Annotated in this window: 27 protein-coding genes; 21 read left to right on the forward strand and 6 right to left on the reverse strand. The window is 36.4% G+C overall.

The features are described 5' to 3' along the window. Window positions 1–75 precede the first annotated feature (75 nt). From N782_RS12735 to N782_RS12765, 8 genes are all read left to right on the forward strand, one after another. Window positions 76–1,839, forward strand: coding sequence for a sensor histidine kinase (locus N782_RS12735; protein ID WP_036820580.1), 1,764 nt, complete (start codon window positions 76–78; stop codon window positions 1,837–1,839). After that, complete coding sequence (locus tag N782_RS12740) at window positions 1,832–2,575, forward strand: LytR/AlgR family response regulator transcription factor (protein ID WP_036820583.1); 744 nt, start codon at window positions 1,832–1,834, stop codon at window positions 2,573–2,575. The genes N782_RS12735 and N782_RS12740 overlap by 8 nt, the downstream gene beginning before the upstream one ends. A gap of 145 nt (window positions 2,576–2,720) precedes the next feature. Then, window positions 2,721–4,160, forward strand: a complete 1,440-nt coding sequence (locus N782_RS12745; RefSeq protein ID WP_036820585.1) for a carbon starvation CstA family protein — start codon at window positions 2,721–2,723, stop codon at window positions 4,158–4,160. Between the two features lie 250 nt (window positions 4,161–4,410). Then, complete coding sequence (locus N782_RS12750) at window positions 4,411–5,064, forward strand: reverse transcriptase-like protein (RefSeq protein WP_036820588.1); 654 nt, start codon at window positions 4,411–4,413, stop codon at window positions 5,062–5,064. 912 nt (window positions 5,065–5,976) lie between these two features. Next, complete coding sequence (locus tag N782_RS12755; RefSeq protein WP_036820590.1) at window positions 5,977–6,870, forward strand: cation diffusion facilitator family transporter; 894 nt, start codon at window positions 5,977–5,979, stop codon at window positions 6,868–6,870. A gap of 13 nt (window positions 6,871–6,883) precedes the next feature. Next, a complete protein-coding gene (locus N782_RS22095; protein ID WP_272913646.1) occupies window positions 6,884–7,006 on the forward strand; it encodes a hypothetical protein in 123 nt (40 codons plus the stop codon). 17 nt (window positions 7,007–7,023) lie between these two features. Beyond that, complete coding sequence (locus N782_RS12760; protein ID WP_036820593.1) at window positions 7,024–7,335, forward strand: ArsR/SmtB family transcription factor; 312 nt, start codon at window positions 7,024–7,026, stop codon at window positions 7,333–7,335. A gap of 80 nt (window positions 7,336–7,415) precedes the next feature. Further along, on the forward strand, window positions 7,416–7,697 hold the full coding sequence (locus N782_RS12765) for a late competence development ComFB family protein (RefSeq protein ID WP_036820595.1): 282 nt from the start codon (window positions 7,416–7,418) through the stop codon (window positions 7,695–7,697). A gap of 175 nt (window positions 7,698–7,872) precedes the next feature. Here the strand turns inward: N782_RS12765 and N782_RS12770 are convergent, their stop codons facing one another. Beyond that, window positions 7,873–9,174 (reverse strand): MFS transporter, encoded by a 1,302-nt coding sequence (locus N782_RS12770; protein ID WP_036820597.1) that lies wholly within the window; start codon window positions 9,172–9,174, stop codon window positions 7,873–7,875. Window positions 9,175–9,693: 519 nt separating this feature from the next. After that, the gene (locus N782_RS12775) at window positions 9,694–10,188 is read right to left on the reverse strand and encodes a DUF2512 family protein (protein WP_036820600.1); all 495 of its coding nucleotides are present in this window, start codon (window positions 10,186–10,188) and stop codon (window positions 9,694–9,696) included. Window positions 10,189–10,284: 96 nt separating this feature from the next. Between N782_RS12775 and N782_RS12780 the strand changes: the two genes are divergently transcribed. The 7 genes from N782_RS12780 (at window position 10,285) to N782_RS12810 (ending at window position 16,703) form a co-directional block, all read left to right on the forward strand. Beyond that, the gene (locus N782_RS12780; protein ID WP_036820603.1) at window positions 10,285–11,085 is read left to right on the forward strand and encodes an MBL fold metallo-hydrolase; all 801 of its coding nucleotides are present in this window, start codon (window positions 10,285–10,287) and stop codon (window positions 11,083–11,085) included. 751 nt (window positions 11,086–11,836) lie between these two features. Next, complete coding sequence (locus N782_RS12785) at window positions 11,837–12,550, forward strand: VOC family protein (protein WP_036820606.1); 714 nt, start codon at window positions 11,837–11,839, stop codon at window positions 12,548–12,550. A 76-nt stretch (window positions 12,551–12,626) separates the two neighbouring features. Continuing rightward, window positions 12,627–13,283: a haloacid dehalogenase type II gene (locus N782_RS12790; RefSeq protein WP_036820609.1), complete on the forward strand. Its 657-nt coding sequence runs from the start codon at window positions 12,627–12,629 to the stop codon at window positions 13,281–13,283. Window positions 13,284–13,640: 357 nt separating this feature from the next. Further along, window positions 13,641–13,820 carry a hypothetical protein gene (locus N782_RS12795; protein WP_036820611.1) on the forward strand — a complete coding sequence of 60 codons (180 nt, stop codon included), beginning with the start codon at window positions 13,641–13,643 and terminating at the stop codon, window positions 13,818–13,820. Window positions 13,821–14,014: 194 nt separating this feature from the next. After that, window positions 14,015–14,512, forward strand: a complete 498-nt coding sequence (locus N782_RS12800) for a GNAT family N-acetyltransferase (RefSeq protein ID WP_036820614.1) — start codon at window positions 14,015–14,017, stop codon at window positions 14,510–14,512. Window positions 14,513–14,531: 19 nt separating this feature from the next. After that, entirely contained in the window at window positions 14,532–15,482 is a 951-nt protein-coding gene (gene corA, locus N782_RS12805; RefSeq protein ID WP_036820616.1) for a magnesium/cobalt transporter CorA, read from the forward strand. Window positions 15,483–16,154: 672 nt separating this feature from the next. Continuing rightward, on the forward strand, window positions 16,155–16,703 hold the full coding sequence (locus N782_RS12810) for a hypothetical protein (RefSeq protein ID WP_161783109.1): 549 nt from the start codon (window positions 16,155–16,157) through the stop codon (window positions 16,701–16,703). A gap of 44 nt (window positions 16,704–16,747) precedes the next feature. On the opposite strand, the gene N782_RS12815 is transcribed toward N782_RS12810, so the two are convergent. The 4 genes from N782_RS12815 to N782_RS12825 form a co-directional block, all read right to left on the reverse strand. Further along, window positions 16,748–17,377, reverse strand: coding sequence for a DedA family protein (locus tag N782_RS12815; RefSeq protein ID WP_036820622.1), 630 nt, complete (start codon window positions 17,375–17,377; stop codon window positions 16,748–16,750). A 217-nt stretch (window positions 17,378–17,594) separates the two neighbouring features. Beyond that, window positions 17,595–17,756, reverse strand: a complete 162-nt coding sequence (locus N782_RS21835) for a hypothetical protein (RefSeq protein ID WP_202595696.1) — start codon at window positions 17,754–17,756, stop codon at window positions 17,595–17,597. Between the two features lie 27 nt (window positions 17,757–17,783). Further along, window positions 17,784–18,107 carry a hypothetical protein gene (locus N782_RS12820; protein WP_052111328.1) on the reverse strand — a complete coding sequence of 108 codons (324 nt, stop codon included), beginning with the start codon at window positions 18,105–18,107 and terminating at the stop codon, window positions 17,784–17,786. Between the two features lie 190 nt (window positions 18,108–18,297). Beyond that, window positions 18,298–19,047, reverse strand: a complete 750-nt coding sequence (locus N782_RS12825; protein WP_036820625.1) for an SDR family NAD(P)-dependent oxidoreductase — start codon at window positions 19,045–19,047, stop codon at window positions 18,298–18,300. Between the two features lie 181 nt (window positions 19,048–19,228). Here N782_RS12825 and N782_RS12830 point away from each other — a divergent pair, with 181 nt between their 5' ends. The 6 genes from N782_RS12830 to N782_RS12845 all read left to right on the forward strand — a co-directional run bounded on the left by N782_RS12830 (window position 19,229) and on the right by N782_RS12845 (window position 23,906). After that, a complete protein-coding gene (locus N782_RS12830; RefSeq protein ID WP_036820628.1) occupies window positions 19,229–19,777 on the forward strand; it encodes an HD domain-containing protein in 549 nt (182 codons plus the stop codon). A gap of 435 nt (window positions 19,778–20,212) precedes the next feature. After that, window positions 20,213–20,359 (forward strand): hypothetical protein, encoded by a 147-nt coding sequence (locus tag N782_RS21555; protein WP_161783110.1) that lies wholly within the window; start codon window positions 20,213–20,215, stop codon window positions 20,357–20,359. 110 nt (window positions 20,360–20,469) lie between these two features. After that, a complete protein-coding gene (locus tag N782_RS21560; protein ID WP_161783111.1) occupies window positions 20,470–20,607 on the forward strand; it encodes a hypothetical protein in 138 nt (45 codons plus the stop codon). 454 nt (window positions 20,608–21,061) lie between these two features. After that, on the forward strand, window positions 21,062–22,333 hold the full coding sequence (locus tag N782_RS12835; RefSeq protein ID WP_036820630.1) for a molybdopterin molybdotransferase MoeA: 1,272 nt from the start codon (window positions 21,062–21,064) through the stop codon (window positions 22,331–22,333). A 56-nt stretch (window positions 22,334–22,389) separates the two neighbouring features. Beyond that, complete coding sequence (gene moaA / locus N782_RS12840; protein ID WP_036820633.1) at window positions 22,390–23,412, forward strand: GTP 3',8-cyclase MoaA; 1,023 nt, start codon at window positions 22,390–22,392, stop codon at window positions 23,410–23,412. A gap of 62 nt (window positions 23,413–23,474) precedes the next feature. Next, window positions 23,475–23,906: a YwpF-like family protein gene (locus tag N782_RS12845; protein ID WP_036820636.1), complete on the forward strand. Its 432-nt coding sequence runs from the start codon at window positions 23,475–23,477 to the stop codon at window positions 23,904–23,906. Window positions 23,907–24,154 lie beyond the last annotated feature (248 nt).

Below are 24,154 nucleotides of genomic sequence, written 5' to 3' on the forward strand. Positions count from 1 at the left end.
CCCATTTTAAATCCCATAGAATTCATTTAGTGTTGTATACTAAGTAATTGGAATCGGTAACAAAAGGAGATCATCATGATATATTTATTGCTAACTATGCTTGAGAGAGTAGGCATTATCGTAACAGTAGCTTTTTTGACGACAAGGCTTACTTTTTTTAAGAATATGATGGGTGAACAACAATTACAACGAGGTACTATGGTGAAAATGATGGTGTTTTTTGGGTTCTTCGGAATCATTGGTACCTATACAGGTTTATCCGTAGATGCTTATTCCTACGATATTTCAAAGTGGACATTTTCATTAGCTCAAGATGAAGCATTGGCCAATTCTCGCGTAATAGGGGTTGTAATAGGGGGCCTTCTTGGAGGATGGAAAGTAGGGTTAGGTGCTGGCTTATTAGCAGGTTTTCACCGATTCACATTAGGAGGATTTACAGCAATTGCCTGTGGAATAGCTTCTATTGTAGCGGGTTTAATTGCAGGCTTAGCACGTAAAAAATTTAAATCCAATGCTTTTCAATCCTTATCTGTTCCTCTAATAGTTGGGATGGTAGCAGAAACACTGCAAATGGGGATAATTCTCTTGGTTGCCCAACCGTTTGAGGCTTCGTGGAATTTAGTAGAAAAGATTGGTTTGCCTATGATTGTATCCAATGGAGTTGGATCCGCATTATTTATTTTAATTATTCGCAATGTATTTCAAGAGAGAGAACAGGTCGGTGCAGAGAAAACCCAAAAAGCTTTACTACTTGCTAAGCTTACAACGTCTCATTTACGTTTTGGATTAAATAGAAAGACTGCTCAACAAACATGTGAGGTGATTCGTCAAGAAGTAGGTGCCTCAGCGGTTGCCATTACAGATCAGGAAGACATATTAGGATATGTCGGTATGGGACATGACCATCATCAACAAGGACAGCATATCCAGACAGATGAAACCAAAACAGTAATAGAAACAGGAGAAGTCTACATATCAAGAAGAGAAGCTATTCATTGTCAAAAGGAGGATTGCCCGCTTCAATCAGCCGTTATCGCTCCTCTCAATTTAAAAGGTGAAACAATAGGAACTCTTAAATGTTACTTTGAATCAGAAGAAGCGCTATCAAAAGTAACAATTGAGTATATTACCGGATTAGCTGCTCTTTTAAGCCAGCAGTTAGAGATTAGTGATAACGAAAGGGTCAATCAGCTTGCGAAAGATGCTGAAATTAGAGCTTTACAAGCACAAATTAGTCCACACTTCTTGTTTAATGCTCTAAATACTATTGTATCAATGATCCGTTCCAATCCTAGTGGAGCACGAAAGCTTCTGATTACACTATCCAGGTATTTACGTCAGAATATTAACGGAACAAAAGAGAGAGTGATTACCCTTTCGCAAGAACTCCAGCATGTGAGAGCTTATTTATCCATTGAAGAGGCTCGCTTTAACGATAAGCTTCATGTCGAGATGAATATTGAAGACACTGCTCTAGATAAACAAGTTCCTCCCATGACCTTACAACCAATTATTGAGAATGCAATTAAACATGGTTTAAAAGGTATGAAAGAAGAGAGTGCAGTAATAATTAATATTCATGAGGAATTGGAGAAGGTTTTTGTTTCTATTGAGGATAACGGAAAGGGAATGGAAGAAGAACGTTTAGGAAAGTTGCTAAAAGAAAGTGTTGAATCTAAGGAAGGTACTGGTATTGGCTTGGTAAATGTAAACCAACGCCTCACAATGATCTATGGTCAAGAAGCAGCACTTCAAATTGACTCAAGGATTGGAGAAGGTACTAAGGTATCTTTTCAACTCCCACTAAATAAAAATAGAGGAGGTCCTCAGATTGAATAGGCAGATTAACGTTATGGTTATTGACGATGAACCATATAGCCGTGATGAATTGAAGCACTTATTATCTTCTTATGATGATATACGTATAGTAGATGAAGCAACTTCAGGTGAGCAAGGTCTAGAAAAAATAATGCGTACCACAAATATCCATGTACTATTTGTCGATATTGAAATGGGAGGATTATCTGGTATGGACTTTGTTGAATCTATACAAAATTTAAAACATCCACCCCATGTAGTATTTGCTACTGCACATCCAGATTATGCAGCTAAAGCTTTTCGGTATGAAGCTATTGACTACTTACTAAAGCCTTTTTCAGATGAAGAAGTAGAGGAGACTGTAAAGCGCCTACGAAATGTTATGCATAACAAGGAGTCTTCTACTATTGAAGTTAATAATCACGTGAAAGGTAAGTTAGCTATTGAGACAGAAGATCGTATATATTATGTACTACCTGAAGATCTTTTTTATGTGGAAGTGGATAATGGGGAAACGAGGGTTCATACTAGTGAGAAATCATTTGCCACAAAGCTATCTTTAAAAGATATTGAAGAGAAACTTAGTGATTTTTCCTTCTTTCGTACGCATAAAAGCTATTTAGTAAATTTAAAAGAAGTTGAAGCCTTAATCCCATGGTTTAATGGTGCTTACCAATTGAAGTTAAAGCATATAACAGAAGAGATTCCAGTTAGTAGAACATATGCTAAGGAATTAAAGAGTAGATTGAGTTTGTAAAGATGTATGTAATTTCTATTTAACGACATCTTAAAGCTAATTCACGACATGTTATCTCTATACCACCCAATGAAAGCGTTTCATTTTATATAATGAATACACAAACTGATTGAAAACGCATACACATTGGGGAGGGGAACAACGAATGATTACCTTTATTATTTCTATTGCATTATTAATTATTGGCTATTTCACCTATGGAAAATTTGTAGAAAAGACTTTTGAAATTAAAGAAGAAAGAAAAACACCAGCCTATACAATAGGTGATAATGTAGATTATCTTCCAATGGGAACCAAACGAAATTCTATGATCCAACTGTTAAATATTGCAGGAGTAGGACCTATCTTTGGGCCAATATTAGGAGCCCTATACGGTCCTGTTGCATTCTTATGGATTGTATTAGGCTCTATCTTTGCAGGAGCGGTTCACGATTACCTTACTGGTATGATTTCTCTTAGAAATAAAGGGGCACACATACCTGAATTAGCTGGAAAGTTTCTAGGCAAGCCTATGCGACATATTGTAAACGCTTTTTCTGTCTTACTATTACTTTTAACTGGTACGGTTTTTGTTTCAGCACCTGCTTCACTAATTAATAACTTAACTTCGAATTGGATCGGATTGAGTGCAATTGTAGGTATCATTTTTGTTTATTACATTATCGCAACCGTATTGCCAATAGATAAGATAATTGGGAGAGTTTATCCGATTTTTGGAGCACTGTTATTATTAAGTGCTATTGGTATTGGTGTAGGTCTGATTGCAACAGGAGCACCTATTCCAGAGATGTCATTAACGAATATGCATCCTGATAATCTACCAATTTTCCCTTTACTATTCTTAACAATCTCATGTGGAGCTCTTTCTGGTTTCCATGCTACTCAGTCTCCGATTATTTCCAGAACAACTCAACGTGAAGGACAGGGAAGGAAGATTTTTTACGGCATGATGATTGCTGAAGGTGTTATTGCCATGATTTGGGCAGCAGCTGCAATGAGTATCTTCTCCGGTAATGAATTAAATCAAATCATTGCAGAAGGTGGACCTGCTGCAGTTGTTAGTGAAGTATCTAAATCTATGCTAGGTGCAATTGGTGGAACTATTGCTATTATAGGCGTTATCATATTGCCAATCACTTCAGGTGATACATCGTTCCGTGGTTTGCGAATGATTATTGCAGATTACTTTAAGATCGGACAAAAGAAAACAGCAAATCGTCTTTGGATAGCTTTTCCGGTGTTTGCTCTTTCTTTTATCCTGACGAAAATTGACTTTTCCCTTCTTTGGAGATATTTCTCATGGGCAAACCAGTCTACAGCTATGATTGCACTATGGATTGGTGCCATGTACTTGATATTATCTAAAAAGAATTACTTTATCGCCATGATACCAGCATCATTTATGACATTTGCCACCACGACATATATTTTCTACGCAGATATTGGAGCTGGTTTATCTATTGAAATAGCTTATGTTATTGCCGGAGTTATTACGGTAAGTGTGATTGCTTTTTTCTATAGAACAGCTCACAAACGATTGCAACATCCTGTATCCTTGGATGATGGATATGATCAAGTTGCATAGTAACAACACCCCCTTTATGAGATTTTTCTCTTAAGGGGGTAAATTTGTTTGAGTAAATGAAATTATTCGTTACGACATACTCTGTTACTAAAACCATCCATAAATGGAGTATTTCATTTTACTCTATCAAACATCACTAAATGTGAAATACCATCAATACCTTGCTTCTGTTATCGTATATTCTAAGTAGAACCTTTCCTATTGGATATGATAAATAATACATACTATTGAAATTGAGGTGGGTTAGCGAATGAATATCAGAATTGAATTAACGTACAAAACTCCAAAAGGTACAGAAGCCACTTTTCGTTCGGATGAGATGTATATTGGAGAAGCAATTCTAATAGGTGAAGATTTGGAAAAGACTGGACGAATACATAGTATTTCTTTTATCGACAACTATGATACTTCATTAACCTTAAAAGAAATGAAGCAGTTCATGAAGGGTGTACAAACAGAACCTCATAACATTACAGTCTATTTTGATGGTGGATTTAATATAGAAACTTATCAGTCAGGCTTAGGGTGTGCTATTTATTATCATCAAAATAGAAAGTCATTCCGCTTACGTAAAAATGCCTTAATCTATGAATTGAATACTAATAACGAAGCTGAGTATGCAGCTTTACATTTGGCAATGCAGGAGCTTGAGTTCTTAGGTGTTCGTAATATACCTATAACAATTGTTGGCGATTCCCAAGTTGTTATCAATCAGTTAAATGGGGAATGGCCTTGTATGGAAGAGGAATTAACTAAATGGGCTGATCGTGTAGAGCATAAACTTAAAGGATTAGGGATTACCCCAAACTATCATCTTATTTCACGAAAAGAAAACAAAGAAGCAGACAGGTTGGCATCACAAGCATTAAAAGGAGTAGAAATGAGTAGTACAACAGAAACCTAAGTTCATTTTCTAACTTAAAAATGTTTAAGATACATGTAGCTTATTCAACTATAGAGGAATAATTTTGAAGACTTGTATTCGAGATAAATTAAGTTATTTAGCAATGAATTGGCAAATAAAGAGGGATGTTTCCGTAGCTTTTGTGAGAATAAAGGTGGCCGTGGAACAACTCTCGTCCTGCCGGCGGCCCTACACGATGTAGGGTCGTTCGACGTTGTCACACGATGTGACGGTATTAGTCGAACCTCCCCTTCACAAGCCTCCTCTAGCCCAAAAACGGGGCTTTCCGGGGTCTCGCCTACCTCTTTCTCCGGCGGGAGTCTCCTTGTTCCACGTCCACCTTTGCTATTGTTGATAGGAACGGAAACATGGCCAGATATGAGTAAATGAGGTATTTTTATATCTTCGGAGTTAAAATCTATACACTTGTACGTCTTCTGTAACAAATGAAGGTTTTCACTAAAGATATGAACATCTTGTGCGGTCGGAGAGAGGTACTACATTTAGCCGCGGGTCCGATAGCTATTACCCTGATGGGGGTGAAGGGGGAACTGAGAGACTCCCGCGGGAGAAAGAGGTTGGTGAGACCCCGGAGGGAGCGAAGCGAGTGAGAAGGCTCACCAGCTCGCCCGCAGGAAAGCGAGTTGTTCCACCGTAACCCCCCTCCACTATTTAAGTATCGGACCCAATACTTTCCATAATACCTTGAACCCAAGTCTTCAAGATAATGGGGCAAATATGGAATAAATGCCTGGACTTTTCCAAAGCAATCGTTTTAGAAAATGACCTTTGACAGAATTCAGGCATGTACTTTAAACTGAATATGAATATATGTGCATATATTGCAAGTGGTAAATGCTAATATTTTAGGGAAACGTAATACAGTTATAGAACGTTGGAGGAGGTTGCTTTATGGGACATCATCACCATCATCACGATCATACCACGGGGAATATTAAGACAGCATTCTTTTTGAATTTATTCTTTACATTAATTGAAATTGTCGGAGGTATTTTAACAAATAGCATGGCAATCATCTCCGATGCACTTCATGACTTAGGAGACTCATTATCGTTAGGCTTATCATGGTTTCTACAAAAATACTCAAAGAAAGAACATAACAATGACTACACATTTGGTTATAAACGCTTTTCCTTATTAGCCGCTCTAATTAATAGTGTCGTCTTGATAGTCGGTTCTATATTTATTTTTACAGAGGCTATCCCAAGGTTGTTGAATCCAGTAAGTCCAAATGCTAGTGGCATGATTATGCTAGCTATTTTAGGTGTTCTTGTAAACGGAGCAGCTGTTTTCAAACTTCGTGGTGGGGAGTCGATGAACGCTAAAGTGATGACTTGGCACTTGCTTGAGGATGTATTAGGTTGGGTGGCTGTTTTAATTGTAAGTATTATCTTATTGTTTAAAGACATTCCGATTTTAGATCCTCTTTTATCCATTGGTATTACATTGTATATTCTATATAATGTGGTTATTAATTTTAAGAAAACAATGTCCTTATTCTTAGAGAAAGTACCAGAAGGCATTGATTTTGCATCATTAAAGAAAAAAATGGAAGAGATTCATTTAGTTCATTCCATTCATCATACACACCTTTGGTCACTAGATGGAGAACATCATGCCTTTTCAACCCATGTTGTAGTACCAGAGAATACTACTAGAGATGAAGTTTGTACAATAAAAGAACAAATAAAAGATATTTTAGGTGACATTCATCTTGACCATGTCACGATAGAAGTTGAATATGAAGATGAGGAATGTTCTGTATTAGAATTAACCCATCATTAAAAGGAGGGGTATGATGTTAGGCCCATTATTTTATTCAATGGTGGCGATGGCAATCCTTATCTTTGCTTTATTTGTAGCGTTCATGTATTTTGCTATTAAAAAAGGTAAGAAAAATCAAGAGGATGAAAATAGATAAAGAAAGGTGGATAGTGAATGGATGAATTACCTAAATTAGAGGAATTAGATGAAGAGACGCTGTTTATCGTTTCTCAAACGTTTAAAGCTCTCTCAGATCCAACACGGATTAGAATATTGCATTTGCTATATCAAGAAGAATTATCTGTAAATAATATTTCTGAGGCATTACATCTTCGTCAATCAACCGTATCTCACCAGTTGAGGTTTTTAAAAAATTTACGACTTGTTAAGTATCGGAGAGAAGGAACTTCTATCTACTATTCCATTGATGATGAACACGTTATGGACGTCTTAAAACAGACTATTGACCATGCCCAACACCACTAATTACTACTACTATTTTGTTATACGTGTTAAAGTAAAGTTATAGTATAAAAGAGATAATGAACAAGTAGAGAGGGAAATACATGTCAAGAGAGATAGTGAATGTAATGGAAGAATTAGCATCTAGTATTGTCACCGTCATGCTTATGAGCCCAGACTATCAAACATTTTGTAAATGTGAAAAATGTAGAAGGGATATTCTTGCCCTGAGCTTAAACACATTACCTACTCACTATGTCACTACTGAAGGTGGTCGACAGCAAGCATACGAACAACTGAATACAAATGACAATCGAAAGTGGATTAATAAACGGATAATTAGTGCAATACATGTGGTTGGTCGTTATCCGAAGCATAACGAATAAAACTCAAGCAATGCTTGAGTTTTTTCTTTTTTAATAGGAAAGAAAGCATAAGTTTCTGGCGCTTACATGTATAGCCCCAGCCCATCACTCGATGTAATAAGTCAATCATCGCTAAGTGCTACTTCGAGGCTTGTCTTAAGCCTGTATGGGGTGACCAAGTCGCTTCGAGCTTTTCTTAAGTGTGAGATGGTGCTTCTATTGCTTTGGTTTGTTCATTGTGATGTTTAACAGACCTATCATACTGATTGTTAAGCTTTGGTAGGATAAGCATATACCCTATACCTACTAGTATTAATATTCCACCACAAACATAAAAAAGTGTAGTGATGGAGAAGAAAGTAGGAAATCCTACTGAGATAATCCCCAATGTAGTGGTGTGGGAAATCATCATAACAGGTGTAATCCAGCTTTCTACTCTACCCATCATTTTTCTATCTACAATAGAAGGTAACCAGCCACCGATTGCGATATTAGCTAAAGGAATAGTTAATGCTACAAAAGCTGTGATGATAATGAAAATAATTGGAGTAGTGGCAAGACCGCTCATGAACAAAAAGCATCCAGATACTATAAGACCAAGTGATAAACATGTATATAATTTAAGTTTTTTTGCTAGCATGGCTGACAAAATACTTCCAGTAATCATAAACACTCCAAACACGATTCCCACAATAACTGACCAAGTTTCATACGTTTCAGGAACTAATTTATATTTCAATATATAGATTGGCATAACAGAAAAGCCACCGTTTACAATACCAATGATGAAGAATCCAGCAATGATGACCATTAATAGTTTATGTTTTACTATATAAATAAGCCCCTCCTTAAAATCTGCAAAAATGGATGAGTAATGTAAGTCTTTAAACGTATGAGGCCCATTAGGTAGACGGGCTTCTGTGTTGATTATACATGTTCGAATCAACCAAGCGGATATAAAAAATGTAATAGCGTCTCCTACAATCGCTCCTTGAACACCGAATAACCAATATGCACCTAATCCAAGACCTGTAGCAAACAAATTAAAGAAACCTGCCACCATTTGATTAAGTCCTGCTGCAGTGGAATAATCTTCTTCAGTTAAAATACCTTGAATCAAACTCATCTCAGCTGGGGCGAAAAATTTTGCCACGGCACTTCTTAAAAACAGTGCCAAAAAAACTAGTGGCATCCAATCGACCCAAATTGCCACAATCAGACCAAATGAAAGAACTCCACAAATAAAATCACTGTAATAAGCCACTTTCTGCCTATCCATACGATCAGCCACTACTCCAGTAAGAAAGAATACAAGCAACGTCGGTGCGGAATACATCATTTCTGTCACTGTGGCATATATTGGCTGATCAGAAAATCGGTCCAGTAAGTAAAATGTAAAAGCCGTCATACCTACAATGGTTCCAAGTCTTGATGTTATGGCAGCTAAGAATATCTTTGTAAATGTACGGTTTTTAAAAACACTAAAAGTTTGACTCATGATATTCAATCCTCTCTTTATGGCTAACTTATTGTAAGTGTACATAAATTTCCAAGTGTTTCGAACCAGCCATAGAGGGATGTGATCTCAGTCTTGAGACTTAACTTTGAAGAATGGATTTCCATAATTTTAAAATAGGACACACGTATCCTTATCTCAACGAGCTTAAGGAAAGCTTAGATGTGATGTACCCCACCGTCTTACATGGAGGTAACAGGTGGAAGGAAATTTCTTCGCCCAGAACAAAAGCTCGTGGCTCCTGCTTAGCGACGAATATGCTGTGCCGTCCATGAAGCAGGTTGGCTCGATGTTGTTACGTGATGTAGCTTCAACCGAACTTCCTCAACATATTTTTGAGATAAAAACGAAAACATGGGTTAGTTAAGGTTAACTTATCGTAGGAGGCGATGGAAGGATACTAGTCGCTGGGTACTGGGCCACATCACTTTATCAAGTTATCTACAAACTTAACCCCTTTGTAGTTAGACGATAAAAAAACAGCCAGGAAGCCTAGCTGTTTTATTCCTTTTCAGGATCATGGGTTTCTTCTTTTTGTGCATCTTTTCGTTGCGCTTCATATGGAAATAGCTCTTCTGAGGATTCGACTCGAAGCTTTTTAGGAACTAGTAATTGTCTACGTTTTTCATATACTTTTGGCCCTAATTCTAATACTCGATCCTCCATGTATATATGGAAAAATGTTTCAAAAGCTACAATGAAACTAGCTGCTGCAATTGCAGGGAGCACCGTTTGAGTTGGGATGCCATTAATCATTTGTCCGAACAAATATAAAATCCCAAAAGGAATTACAAAATCAGCAATCGATGTAACTATAAGACCGAATCGTCTTAAAATAAATAAATCACCAACGACATACGTTATTCCTAATAGTACAATACTAATTAAGAAAACATTCCCAAGCGATGCATTTGTAATAGCCCCATATATTGGGTAAAGGGCAGTAATCAGAATAACCCATTTTAAGCCTAACGCCTTTAAATGTTTCAGCTTCAACACCTCCAATATTATTTTCTGCATGGGAAGGTCTTTTATGCACAAAAGTAAGGAGGTAGAGGAGATACCCATTCAAGACTCTCAAGGAGGATAATCATGCAATCTTACTTAAATGAAAAAGTCACAGTTTTTCATTCATCTCTCTATCAAACAACATCAACGGTTATAGAAACAGACACAGCATTATTTGTGGTAGACCCTAATTGGTTACCTTCTGAGGTGGAGAGATTAAAATCATATGTAAATAAACGTAGAAAAGGGAAAAAGTTATTTTTGATCTTAACCCATTCTGATTTCGACCATATCTTAGGAGCGAATGCATTTGATTCAGCTGTTGTTATTTCAACTCAAGAGTTCCAAAATCATCCTAATAAACAAGGTATAGTCCAAGAAATTAAGGATTTTGACAGAAGTTACTACTTAGAAAGATCATATAGTATTTCGTATCCAGAGGTGGATATTGTAGTGGAAGAGAATGGGCAAAAGCTAGAAGAAGGAGACATTACATTGACTTTCTTCAAAGCGCCAGGGCATACATATGATGGACTTATTACGGTTATCGAGCCTTTAGGAATAATGATTGCTGGAGATTACTTATCTGATGTGGAATTTCCGTTTGTATTTGACAGCTTCTCTTCATACAAAAAAACACTTCAAACATTCGAACAAATAGTAAGTCAATATAATGTAAAATTGTTAGTCCCAGGTCATGGAAATCCAGCCAGTGGTCTTAGTTCTATCCAACATCGTATAGAAGCATCAAAAAAATATATACAAGGATTGCTAAATAATGAAGATTTAGTGGAGTGGTTGAAACAAGAATACTCCTTCTTTGAAGGAATGAAAGAGGTACATCAACAAAATATAGAGAAAGCCAAAAATGAGGGTTTTTGTTAATTTTATCTAACATAGAACACATATAAAGTACTAAAGGGCGCTTGGACTTCACACGGTCGAAGCGTCCTTTGTTCACGTCTAGCGTACAAATTATAAAATTCTATGCTTGTCTATAACTGAAAATGTGAAGTAGCCACGTCCAGCTCCAGCGCCCAGCGATTAGTAGCTTCCCTCGCCTCCGTACGATAAGTTAACATCGAATCACTACGTTCTTCGTGTTGCCTTTATCTCCTACGGCTCAGTCCAGCATATACGTCGCTAACCGGGCGCTTGCGCTTTTGTAGCGTCCAGCTCCAGCGCCCAGCGACAAGCAAACTTCCGGCACCTCCTTACGATAAGTCAACATCGAATCGCTACCGCTCTTCGTGTTTCCTTTATCTCATACGGAGCCGTCCAGTTTGTACGTCGCTTAACGGGCGCCCCGAGCTTTTGTAGCGTCCAGCTCCAGCGCCCAGCGACTAGCAAACTTCCGCACCTCCTTGCGATAAGTCAACATCGAACGTTTGCGCTTTGTTGCAAGATATTTAATTCTTTTGCAAAAAAGTAAAACCTGAAATTTAGAGTAATGTATTAAACATTACATTTTCTGTTAAAGAAGAATATAACTTTTCACTTTATTAATAATAAAGCCTTTTTATCAACTTCTATTTCATTTTTAGTAAGTTTGATGTAAAATTATTAGAAGATTCAATCGATTTTTTTAGGGTTTTTCTATTTTCTTAACGGGTATAAAAAGAAGGAGGTGAATATTATGACGATAAAACAATTAGAAGCAATTCGTATCCCTGCAAAAAACCTAGAAGAGACGAAGGATTGGTATGAATCTAACTTCCAATTTGAAGCAATTTCGGAGGATATGGATGAAGTAGCATTTACTTTTCAGGAAGGCGCTAATTTAATTTTCTACAAAAGTGAAATGAACCATATGTATCCATTTAGTCCGTTAAATATCAATGTGTTTGATCCCCAAACCTTACATAGAGACCTATTCTTAAAAGGGTGTAAGTTAACAGATATTGAAGATTTTTATGATATGGTCTCATATGAGGTGACAGATCCTAATGAGCTACAGATTGGCATTGTAGGATGGGGAGATCACTCCGGCAATCAAAGGGCATTTCACATCGGTGGTTATTTTCTTCCGGTTGAACAACTGGAACGATCTTCGAAATGGTATCAACAACATCTTGGAGTTCAAGAATTATATCAATTTTCGTTTAACACGCCGATGTATGGGGAATTGCGAGCAGTTACGCTAGATCATATTGGTATTACATTAGTTGAAGTTCCAAGAGATTTATTTATCAGATTAGATCATCCTTTTACACTTGGTTCTAATGATATTAAAGCAGATTATGATACATTACATTCAAGAGGATTACTCGTCACTATCGATAACAATGGTGAAGCTTTCTCATTTCAAGATGGGGAAGGGCACACGATACATGTATCGCAACTAAAATGAGTGTATACTCCTTATTGTGTAGAGCATAATGAATTAGGGTAAAACTGAAGAGAAACCCGACATTAAGGAGGAGCTTATGAGCGTAAAAGCATTTGTTTTTGATGCGTACGGTACATTATTTGATGTACATTCTGTTCAAATCCGTTTAGAAGAGATGTTTCCAAATAAGAGTGAAGCAATTAGCCAAGAATGGAGAAGTAGACAGGTTCATTACTTTTTTATTCGTCAATTAATAGATGGTTATAAGCCATTTGATCAAATTACGAAATGGGCTCTACAAGATGCACTTATAGTAAACCAGGTAGAGTATAGCGAAGAGGATATACAAGAAATGCTTGAAGTTTATAAGCAGCTTCAACCTTTTCCGGAGGTGAAGCAAGTATTAGAAGAACTGAAAGATAAGCAACTGGTTATCTTTTCAAATGGAACGATGGATATGTTAGAACCGTTACTAAACTATAATGAGCTAGATCAAACATTAGGGTTGTTAAGTGCTGATCAGATTCATATTTATAAACCAAGTCCCCATGCCTATCAATTTGCAATAGACCAGCTTGGGTTACAAAAAGATGAAGTGTTGTTTATGTCAAGTAATCCATGGGACATCACAGGTGCGAGTAGTTTTGGTCTTCATACGGCTTGGATACGTAGAGGTCAAGCCAAGTGGCCGACTATAGACGAAGAACCCGACCAAATCTATAGTGATCTAAAAGGTATTTTGGACTGGAAGTAAAGCCTATCTCCTTCAATAAGCTTGAATTTCTACTTGACATTCAAGCTTGTTGAAAGAGATTTTTTTATCGACTAGTAATTTGGTCAACTACACTCTAAAACCCAGCGACTAGTGTGTTTCCTTTACCTTCCTCTGATAAGGCAATATCGAAGAACGCATGTTTCCTCCTATACCCTTTGTGAAATCAGGGAAGTTCTGGTTTCAGGGTCCATTATAATCGCTGTATCGTGCAGCATCATCCGCCCCACCCACGTCATGTGGGTCGCACATATACTTAGTTAACTGGACGACAGCGCTATGTTCTTTAGCTATATACAAGAACCCTTACCTAATAAAGTAATACAGGAGGGAATAATAGTGATAGAGTTATCGCCTATTTTTATTGTAGTGGGAACGTGGGTCTTTATTTTTTTAATGAAGTATCGCCATAAGAAAAAAGTAAAAAATAGAATAGAATATAGAAAAGAATATGAGCTTTCCCCAGAAGAGGTGCAAAAAAGTGGTCTTAGGCATCCTGGTGGTGGGGGAGGAGGTTAATTTCTGCGTCTATTCAAATGAAAGATGTTACTTATGCAGTAGTATTCTACATCTATAGGCTCATATTAACCTCAATATAATGAAAGAAAACATGTAACCATTCTTTTTATGAATTTACAAACATTGAAATGGTAGATTTTTACATAACAATACTTAAGGTGCTATGATAAGATGAGGAAAAGGCAGGTGAGGGTATGATATGGATTCGCAATGGGGAGCGTAAAGATTTACCTGCCATTCATCATATAGAAAATGAAGCAATTTTGAATGGTAATGCGACCTTTGATTTACACGAAAAATCGATAGAGGAAAAGCAAGAATGGTTTACGAAGTTTGAGGGAATGTATCCTATTCTTGTAGCTGAATGGGAAGGAGAGGTAGCAGGCTATGCTTATTTAAGCCCTTTTGAGGAAAAATTAGCTTATCAATCTACTGTTGAGCTATCTGTTTATGTTTACCCTCGGTTTCATGGGTTAGGTATAGGTCATTCACTAATGACTGCTATTTTAGATAAAGGTAAAGAATGCGGGTTTCATACCGTTATTTCAAAGATCACAGAGGGAAATGAACGCAGTGTTCAGTTACATATTCGATACGGGTTTAGCTATGTTGGTACTCTAAAAGAAGTAGGATATAAATTTGATCGATGGCACGATGTCTTATTATATCAATGGTTTCCACAGGAACATTGAATCGATAGCGAGGGTTCTTATGATTCGAACGATGGCTATGACGAAAGACCAATCTCTACACATAGATTTACCAATCGAGAGGTTGCATAATGACACAATTGAATGGTATTGGGTGGATTTTTTTGAACCAACTCCATCTGAAACTCAGAAGCTCGAGTCTGAGTTCAATTTTCATCCGCTAGCGATAGAGGATTGTATCCATACCTTGCAGCGTCCCAAATTAGACTACTTTGATGATCATACTTTTTATGTGATTCACGCCCTAAATGCAAAGTCACTTGATAAAGAAGAAATCGATATTTTTCATGGCTATGGTTATATTGTAACGTACCATAAGGCTACTTCTCCTGAATTAGAGCAAGTATGGAATCGAATTCAACGTGATAAATCTCCACAAAATTGGGAAGAAGACCATGTACTACACCAGTTATTGGACAAAGTAGTAGATAATTATTTTCCAATAGTGTACGCTATAGAGGATCATATTAATGATATTGAGGATAATACAAAGCAACTTTCTATGGAACGATTGCTTGAACAGTTATTCGATACAAGGGCAGACTTATTGACCCTAAGGCAAACGGTACATCCTATGCGTGATTTACTATATAGGATGCTCAGCTCTCAGCATTTAGATGGCATTAAAGAACGTAAAGAATACTTCTCTGATATTCATGATCATTTATTAAAAGTTTCAGAACTTATTGAATCGAACAGAGAGATGACGACTGATATTAGGGATAGTTACATGTCCCTAAACTCACATGAAACAAATCGGACCATGCAAATCTTAACCGTTATTTCAACAATTTTTATGCCTCTTACTTTTATTGTTGGTATATATGGTATGAATTTTACATATATGCCAGAGTTAGATGAGCGGTATGCTTATTTCGTAGTACTATCCATTATGGGAGTAATTGCAGTGCTCATGTTTCTATGGTTTAAAAGAAAAGGATGGTTTAATTAAGAAGTTGCTGTAAAAAACAGTAACTTCTTTTTTTGTCGTCTGGGATAATAAAAAAAGGGTTGAGATTGTGTGTAACTTTAATAAAGTGATGTCGACACGACCAGTGGTAGCAAACTCCCTGAATTCCCTATGGTAATTCAATATCAAATGCTTGAGCTCTTTCATGTTCCCTTTAGGCATTCGCGACGTAGGCTAGTTCGATATTGCTACATGATGCAGTCGTCTGAATCGAGTATTTTTCGATTCAGAACACTTCCTCTTATCAGATTAGGACAGTTTATACGTCGCTATTTTAATTAGGTGGTATTTTCCAATAATAAACTTTTGGTAGGTGCCAATACATCCAATGTTCGTTTACTAACGAAATGAATGTAAAGCTTATAACTCCTAAGCTCATGTTTTCTAATTCCATTAAGCTTATCACCTCCGGTTGTGTAACCTATTTTATGTGAAGAGATGATTGTCTTATGTTAGGCTATTTTTTCTTCTTTATATTTCGTAATGTGTAAAAATAGATATGGTAAAAAGGGGTTTCCATAAATTACAAACGTTGATATAGTAATACTAACTAATCCACATGAAAGATGGTGAAGGGGAGTGAGAGAATCTTCATGGGGAAAGAAGAAGCTCTTTTATTGGAATATATTAATGATAGTATGTATTTTATTTTGGGTGGCTGCATCTAATGTTGCAGCAGCACCCGATCCCTCAGAAGTGGAAACAGCGAAAGAAGAAGCATCATTACAAGTTATCGGTACGGTTACCTCTCATCATCTTGTAGAAGACCTGAGTGTAGAAGGGGAACCTAAACAAAAAAGAAAAATGAAACTATCCATAAACGAAATAATAAAAAATTCTTCTGAAATAAAGAATATTCAGAATGTAGAGGTTTTTTACACATACATTCCAAAATGGTCAGCTAATCAATATAATGGATCGGGATTTTTGGATGTTGAAACAGGTGATGTAATCGAGATTTGGTTAGATAAGACCTCGGGAGGATGGAAGTCTGCTCTTGGAGCTGCTACCTATGAACATAAAACATATGTAAATGATCGGTCAGAGATTATTTCAGAACCTTTTGCTCATCGTATTAATCGAATAATAAATGAAAATATACTGAATGGTCCATATCTCTCCGCTATCGTTTTAGTTTTTTTAGTAGCTGTCTTGTTCACTATAGGTTTAGTGGCTAGAAAAAAGAAACATACGGCTTCCTAAGAAAGGGTGGGAATAAATGGAACACCCTTTCTTAGGAAAATAAATTAGGAAGTATGTTCCTTAGTAGAAGACTGTCTATCAGAATATGGGGGAGGGCATGATTTTGTTTGTTTTTTCTTGCTAAAGTATTTGAAGGTAATATAAGCAATCAATAATACTCCTAACCCTATATAGATATACTGTTGAATACTAGAGAGTAAACTTTTCATTGATTCGAGGTTACCAATGTTTCCTAGCATTAACATGAGGTATATCCACGGAAAAATTCCAATAAATGTGATGACAGCAAAACGGTAAGGGCGTACTTTACTTAGTCCAGAGAAGTATGAGATGTAGTTTCCAAGCCCTAGGGGACGAGATAAAGCAATAGTCCATTCTCCACATCGGTTAAACCACCGTTCAGCTTTTTCAATCTTATTCTCATTAAACCATTGTTTTACTTTATGATCTAATTTGTAACCGATGTAATAGGGTATAAAGCTAAATGCTGTATAAACAATCCCAGCTAATAAAGCAATTCCAAAACTTGCAAGAGCAGACGCCTTAAGTATATATCCATAAGTCAGTACGACAATCGCTCCTGGAAATGGCAAGGAGGAAGCTTCTATGGCTAGACTGAGAAGTAAACCAAATATACCTATGTCCTTAATGAAAGAGATAATGAAATCAAGCATAGGGTCTCCTTTCTGCTACTATTAATCACCTAACTATTCTTTACCCCACATTCATGGTGACTAAAAGAATATTTTGATGGGAATTTGTACCTTTTAAATGTTATAGAGTTATATATAAACAGATAACCCCCCTTTAAAACTATAAAAGCTTTAAAGGGGGGGTATCTAGTCAAAGGTGGATAACTTTATAATTCATCATTCGGCATATACGTTTAAGTTATCCTTGAATCATTGGGAAAACGTATTGAATTAAAAACCAGAGAATTCCAAAGAAAATAATTAAATACGTTACATATTTAATTGCTGCTACGCCTACTTTACTAGAGTCTTGTTTTTTCTCTTTATGTTCTATTTCTACATCGCGATCTTCATAAGCCATTTGTCATTCTCCTTTCAAATGATGATACTAAACTTGAATTGCAACATGAGCAGGAGCTTCGTGATTTGAACGAACCTCACATTTTTCTAATGGTTTCTCGCAAACTTTTATAATCTTCTCATATGCGTATTCCACATTTTCTCCGTCAATAATCATTAAAATAGGCGATTTTTTTTGATAGTAAAGAAAGAAACTTAATAATTTTGGTAGGTTGCTAACATCTGCTATAAGGTCATCTTGATATAAGTACACATCATACGTTCCTTTAGAAACAAAGCGGTATATGTTCATTATTTCTTCCATAGAAATACGTTGGTTAAAATGTACTTGATAGGATGATATTTGAGTCAAGGTAGTCACCTCTAATTTACTTTTATAAAATTTGAATCATGAAGGTTGGTATGCTCTTCATATTCATTATGTACCTTGTTTGTTAATTATCTAATACCCTTTTATTTTATTTTAAAAACAAATATATCGAGATTTATCTACATAATTAAGTGTGTAAATAATCTATATATCTTTCCTTTTAGTGAACTAATTAATGCTCATATATCATTTTTTTCGTCATGCCACCATCAATAACTATATTTTCACCTGTCACGAATGCATTTTCTTTATCACTAAGATAAAAACAAGCTCTAGCCACATCTAGAGGATGACCAACTCGTTTGGAAGGGTGTTGTGTGTGATCAATATCTCGTAAGTGTTCATAATGCTCCGTTTGAATCCAACCAGGGCTTATTGAGTTGACTCTTATTTGATATTCACTTAACGAAATAGCCATTGAATGAGTGAGAGCAATGATTCCGCCCTTCGTAGCTGCATATGACTCTGAGTCTTGTTCAGACATGAATGCTCTGGTAGAAGCCATGTTAATAATTCTCCCATGAATTCCATTATCCCGCCATCTTTTTGCCACTTCTTGTGAACATAGAAAAGCACTTCTAAGATTGGATTGAATAACGTTATCCCAATCTTCAACAGTTAATTCAAAAAAGTTCCTAAAATAACTAACTCCAGCGTTATTAATAAGAATGGTGGGCTCTAGATTTGCTTGATCTATTAATAAAAATGTATGTTGAATGGACTCTGGATTGCGAAGGTCACAATAAAAAAAAGCCCCCTGATTTTCATGTTCATTTAATTCTTGAATGAGTTTCTCACCATTTCCTTGATCATTATCTATTATAATCACATATGCTCCCTTTTTAGCATATTCTTGTACAAGAGTTTTCCCAATTCCATTACTTCCACCTGTGATAACGACAGTATCTTTAGTGAAGTTCATTTAATCAACTCCTAAATCTTCCTTAACAATAATCCTTAATAGTCATACCTTTTTCAATGAATAAATAAACAAAAAATAGTTAGATTTATAATAAGAGGAGTAGGGAAAGAAGAAAAAAAGCATATTGTATGCGGTAAGTCCTTATGATATATTATTTTGAAAACAAACGGAGGGATTATAGATGAGAGACGTTACACTAGTTGATATATTTAAGCATCATATTACCAGGAAATACCTTCGTCGTTCAGGAGTACATCATGCTGTGACTGCTGCTTTCTATGCCTTTGAGTTAGCCGTTGAACGTGGTGTTCAAGTAGATTATGCTGCCAAGGCTGCGCTTTTACATGACATAGGTCATTATGAGTGGTATAACAACGAAGGAGAATGGGATTATGACGATTATAGACAAAATGATATTCATGCCATTAAAGGAGCAGAACGTGCACATAAACTTCTGATAAGGCTTGGGGAGAATCGAGTTGCTGCAAAGCATATTTCGGTTTCAATTTTGTTGCACACAGATTCATATTTACCTTTCTCACTAGATGGCAAACAAACAGCTTTACAAGAAGTAGTTACGTTAGCTGATAATAAAGATGAACAACCTAAAGGGCTACATCATTATAAACAAATGGAAATTAGCGAAGCTATTCGTCAACTTCATCAGCTAGATCAAAAAATAGATGCGTACTTAATCAATCATAATACAGATAGTGAATTGCCTAGCTAAGAATTTTTTATTGAATTTTGTGAAATGTATTTACATTTTCCAAATCATTGCATATACTTTCCATGTACGAAAAAATTAACCAGAAAGTGAGGTCAAACCCATGAAGTATAATAAAACGAATTCAACCAATCAACTGAATACTAAATCCCATTTGACCTTACGTGTACTGCGTTAATCACAAATATAATCCTTCCAGTGACATTTAACTGCCAGGTCTAATGGGCTGCGGTGCTAATGTCTATATAATAGCTTCCTTGTAACCGTGGGTGATAAGCCTGCGGTTCTATTTATAAGATAGGGTGTTAATGTGGCAAGAATGGTTTGTTCCACAAAATATAAAACACTCTTACCTTATCCAATAAGGAAGTAAAAAGCCGTAGAAGAATCTACGGCTTTTTTTAATGGTTAAAAATGGGAGGAGAAAGGGGGAGGATTATGACTTTTCAATTTTTAGTATTTAGTGTTTCTATTAAGAAATCACCACGACAAAAAAATGAGAAAGTAACACAATTGCCTTTTCAAGAACAAACGGTACAAGAAAAGGTAACAGATCGAAAAGCCGTGTATGGTTCACAACTATAAAACAGAAAGGAGCGGATAAAATGTGCAGACAAACAATTTTCATGGAATGGTTAAATGAGGAGAAAGATAGCGCGTAGCCTCTCAGTATAGTAGATAAGGAGGAATATGGTATGCAATTTCAACTGTTTATTTTTACGATTGTCATTGAGCGAAGATCTCACAAAGAGCGCATGCAATCAATGATTCGTACAGAAAGTATTTCAAAACAAATTCAATCCCAACGTGACCGTAATTTATTTATAAAGTAATTTGTGGAAAGAACAAAAGCACAAGCGCCCGTCTAGCGAGGTACAAACTGTCCTTATAAGGAAGTTCTGTACAGGGGGGAGGTTCGATTAAGACCGCTGCATCACGCAGCAACATCGAACCAACCTACATCATGTAGGCCGAAAAGGGAACACGGAGAGCGACAGCGATCCGATGTTGACTTATCGTAAGGAGGTGCCAGAAGTTTGCTAGTCGTTGGGCGCTGGAGCTGGACGTGGTCATTTCACTTTTTTGTTATACACATGCATTGAATTTATAATTTTGCTAGAAAAATGGGGCTTGAATTAGCCCCTTTTTCTAATAGAAAGAAAGTAGCAATATTTAGTATCAAAAACGATGGTTATGGCTTTTGTAGAATCTTACAGGTAGAGATGTGCCTTGTTCTTTGGTAGTGTAAACATAATAGGATTTATTTTAGAAAGGAGAGTGAGGACTATGATTGAAAAGAGAAAGCCTATAGAGGTAACAGAAGCGGTGAATAGAGTGATGACCTATGCTAGAGAACTTACATATGAAATCGTCCCCATTGAAGAAAGTGATGGTCGTGTTCTAGCAGAAGATATATATGCTAGTCACCCGATTCCCTCTTTTGATAAATCCCCTTATGACGGATTTGCGTTTAAAGCTGCTGATACCAATTATGCAAGTCAGGATGCCCCTGTTTCTTTTGAAGTAGTAGAACATATTCCTGCAGGGACAATAGGTAAGAAAACGTTGAAAAAGGGAGAGGCTGTTAGAATCATGACAGGCGCACCATTGCCAAAAGGTGCTGATTGTGTGGCGATGTTTGAAATCTGTCAAACATACCAAGAGAATGAGAAAGAGTATATGAGTATTAAACGTACAATTAATGCTTTAGATAATGTGAATCGAAAGGGGTCTGAAACGCTTGAAGGTACCCATTTAGTAGAGAAGGGAACCTATATTCATCCTGGGGTGAAAGCGGTTCTTGCTACATTTGGACATGCGACTGTTTGTGTAGCAAAGAAGCCTTTAATAGGGTTATTTACAACAGGAACAGAACTGTTGGATGTGTCAGATGATCTAGTTCCAGGTAAGATTCGTAACTCCAATGGTCATATGATAGCATCACAGATTAATCGAGCTGGTGGAGAAGTTAGAATGCTAGGAACATTGGCAGATGATTTTGAAGCAAGTTATAAAGCTATACAAGAAGCCCTTAATGAAGTAGATATGCTCATTACAACTGGAGGAGTTTCTGTAGGTGATTATGATTTAATGCCAGATATCTATGACAAATTGGAGGCTGAGCAATTATTTAACAAAGTAGCAATGAGACCAGGCAGTGTAACTACAGTGGCTGTTAAGGGGAATCAATTATTATTTGGTTTATCTGGGAATCCATCAGCCTGTTATGTAGGATTTGAGTTGTTTGTCCGACCAGTTATTCAAAAGGCAATGTTCTCAAAACAACCATATCCCCCTAAAAGTAAAGCTTATCTCACAACAGATTTCCCTAAGCCAAATCCATTTACACGATTTGTGAGAAGTAGGGTGGTGGCTAAGGATGGTCAGATATGGATTGAACCTGCTGGAATAGATAAGTCTGCAGTAGTCACATCACTTATAGAAACAAACGCATTTATGATGTTGCCTGGAGGTACAAGAGGCTTTAAAAAAGGAGATAAGGTTGAGGTAATCTTCCTCGATACATATCAAGGCCAGACGGAGCCGTGGACAACCTAGAGCTAGGCTTGTACAATAGAAAAAATATACATTTTAACAGACGGAGGAGGGATAATGTGACAGAGCAATCTCAAGCCATAAAAGATCAATTTGGAAGACCTCTGAAAGATCTTCGAATCTCCGTTATTGATCAGTGTAATTTTCGTTGTACGTATTGTATGCCGGCAGATATATTTGGAGCAGATTACCCATTTTTAAATAAAGAAGAGATGCTAACATTTGATGAGATTATCCGTACTGCTGAAGTATTTGCTTCATTAGGAGTAGAGAAAATTAGGCTGACAGGTGGAGAACCTTTATTACGAAAAAACCTTCATTTATTAATAGAAAGACTGTTCTCTATTAATGGGATTGAAGATATCGCATTAACAACGAATGGTGTATTCCTACCTAAATATGCCATGCTTTTAAAAGAAGCAGGACTTAAAAGAGTTAATTTGAGTTTAGATGCCATTGACGACGAGGTGTTTCAATCTATAAATAGTCGCGGTGTTAAGACGTCTCCTGTACTTAAGGGGATTGAAGCGGCAGAAGAAGCTGGCTTGCAAGTAAAGGTCAATATGGTAGTAAAAAGAGGTATGAACGAATCGCAAATTTTACCAATGGCTAGATTTTTCAAAGGAAAAGGGCATATACTGCGATTTATCGAATTTATGGATGTGGGCAATGTAAACGGATGGGAAAATAGTGAAGTTGTCTCCAAACAAGAAATTATTAATACAATTACCGAGGAACTACCACTTAAACAACTTGCACCTAATTATTATGGGGAAGTAGCAACACGATATAGGTATAAAGATGGCGATGGAGAGATAGGTGTGATATCTTCCGTTACAGATCATTTTTGTGACACGTGTACTAGAGCGAGGCTGTCAGCAGATGGTAAATTGTATCATTGTTTGTTTGCCTCTCAAGGTTATGATATTCGGAAGCTGCTTAGACAGGGAATTACTGATAACATGTTCAAACTAGAAGTGATGAAAAAATGGAGTACCCGAGGAGACAGGTATTCAGCAGATCGCGCAGAGGGAAAACTTCCCATAAAGGAAAAGATTGAAATGTCTTATATAGGTGGTTAATCCTATCCATCATGATAATTAATAAACAAAATGTTATAAAGTGGAAAAGGGGAATGTAAAACGTGAAAACATTTAAATTGATTAAATTAAATGTAGTTGAAGGTGAAAGTGATGATATTCAAAAAACAACAATCCCACTTATTGATGGATTAATTATTAACCGCGAAGATGAAGATAATACTTGGCTCATTGAAGCTTATTTAGAAGAACAATACAAAGATTACTTTGAAGCTATTATGGAAAAAGATGAAGAAATTGTTCTACAAGCAAAAATCACCAAGTCAACAAACCAACCAGCTATGTTCTTAGTTAAAGTTATAGATAGTAATGATATTGGCGATAATTGTAATGTATTATTTCTAGGACATATTCTTGATCACAAGAAGGATCAAGTAGAAAATATGCTAAAGGACCTTATTGAAAAAGGATATAACGGAGAAGAACTATTGCATGCTTTCAAAAATCGCGTGGAGGATGCTGAATCTTCAGATTAAGTAGTTAGGTATATATAGCTATTTAATACCATATGTTGGAGGTTGGGCAAACACTTCTGATTATAAAAAAGCCTCACTTGTTGAACGAGTAAAAAGTTCAATAGTGAGGATTTTATATGAGGTTATAGATTATTAAGTGATTGTAATATAAATCATGTTAAAACCTGATTTACAGAAGGGAAGGCCCTCCTTTATAATACTTCAGGTATAGAAATAAATTAGGCTGTATTTTCGAAAGTTTAGAGGTA

This window comes from Pontibacillus yanchengensis Y32, from assembly GCF_000770635.1.
GTDB classification, from domain to species: domain Bacteria; phylum Bacillota; class Bacilli; order Bacillales; family BH030062; genus Pontibacillus; species Pontibacillus yanchengensis.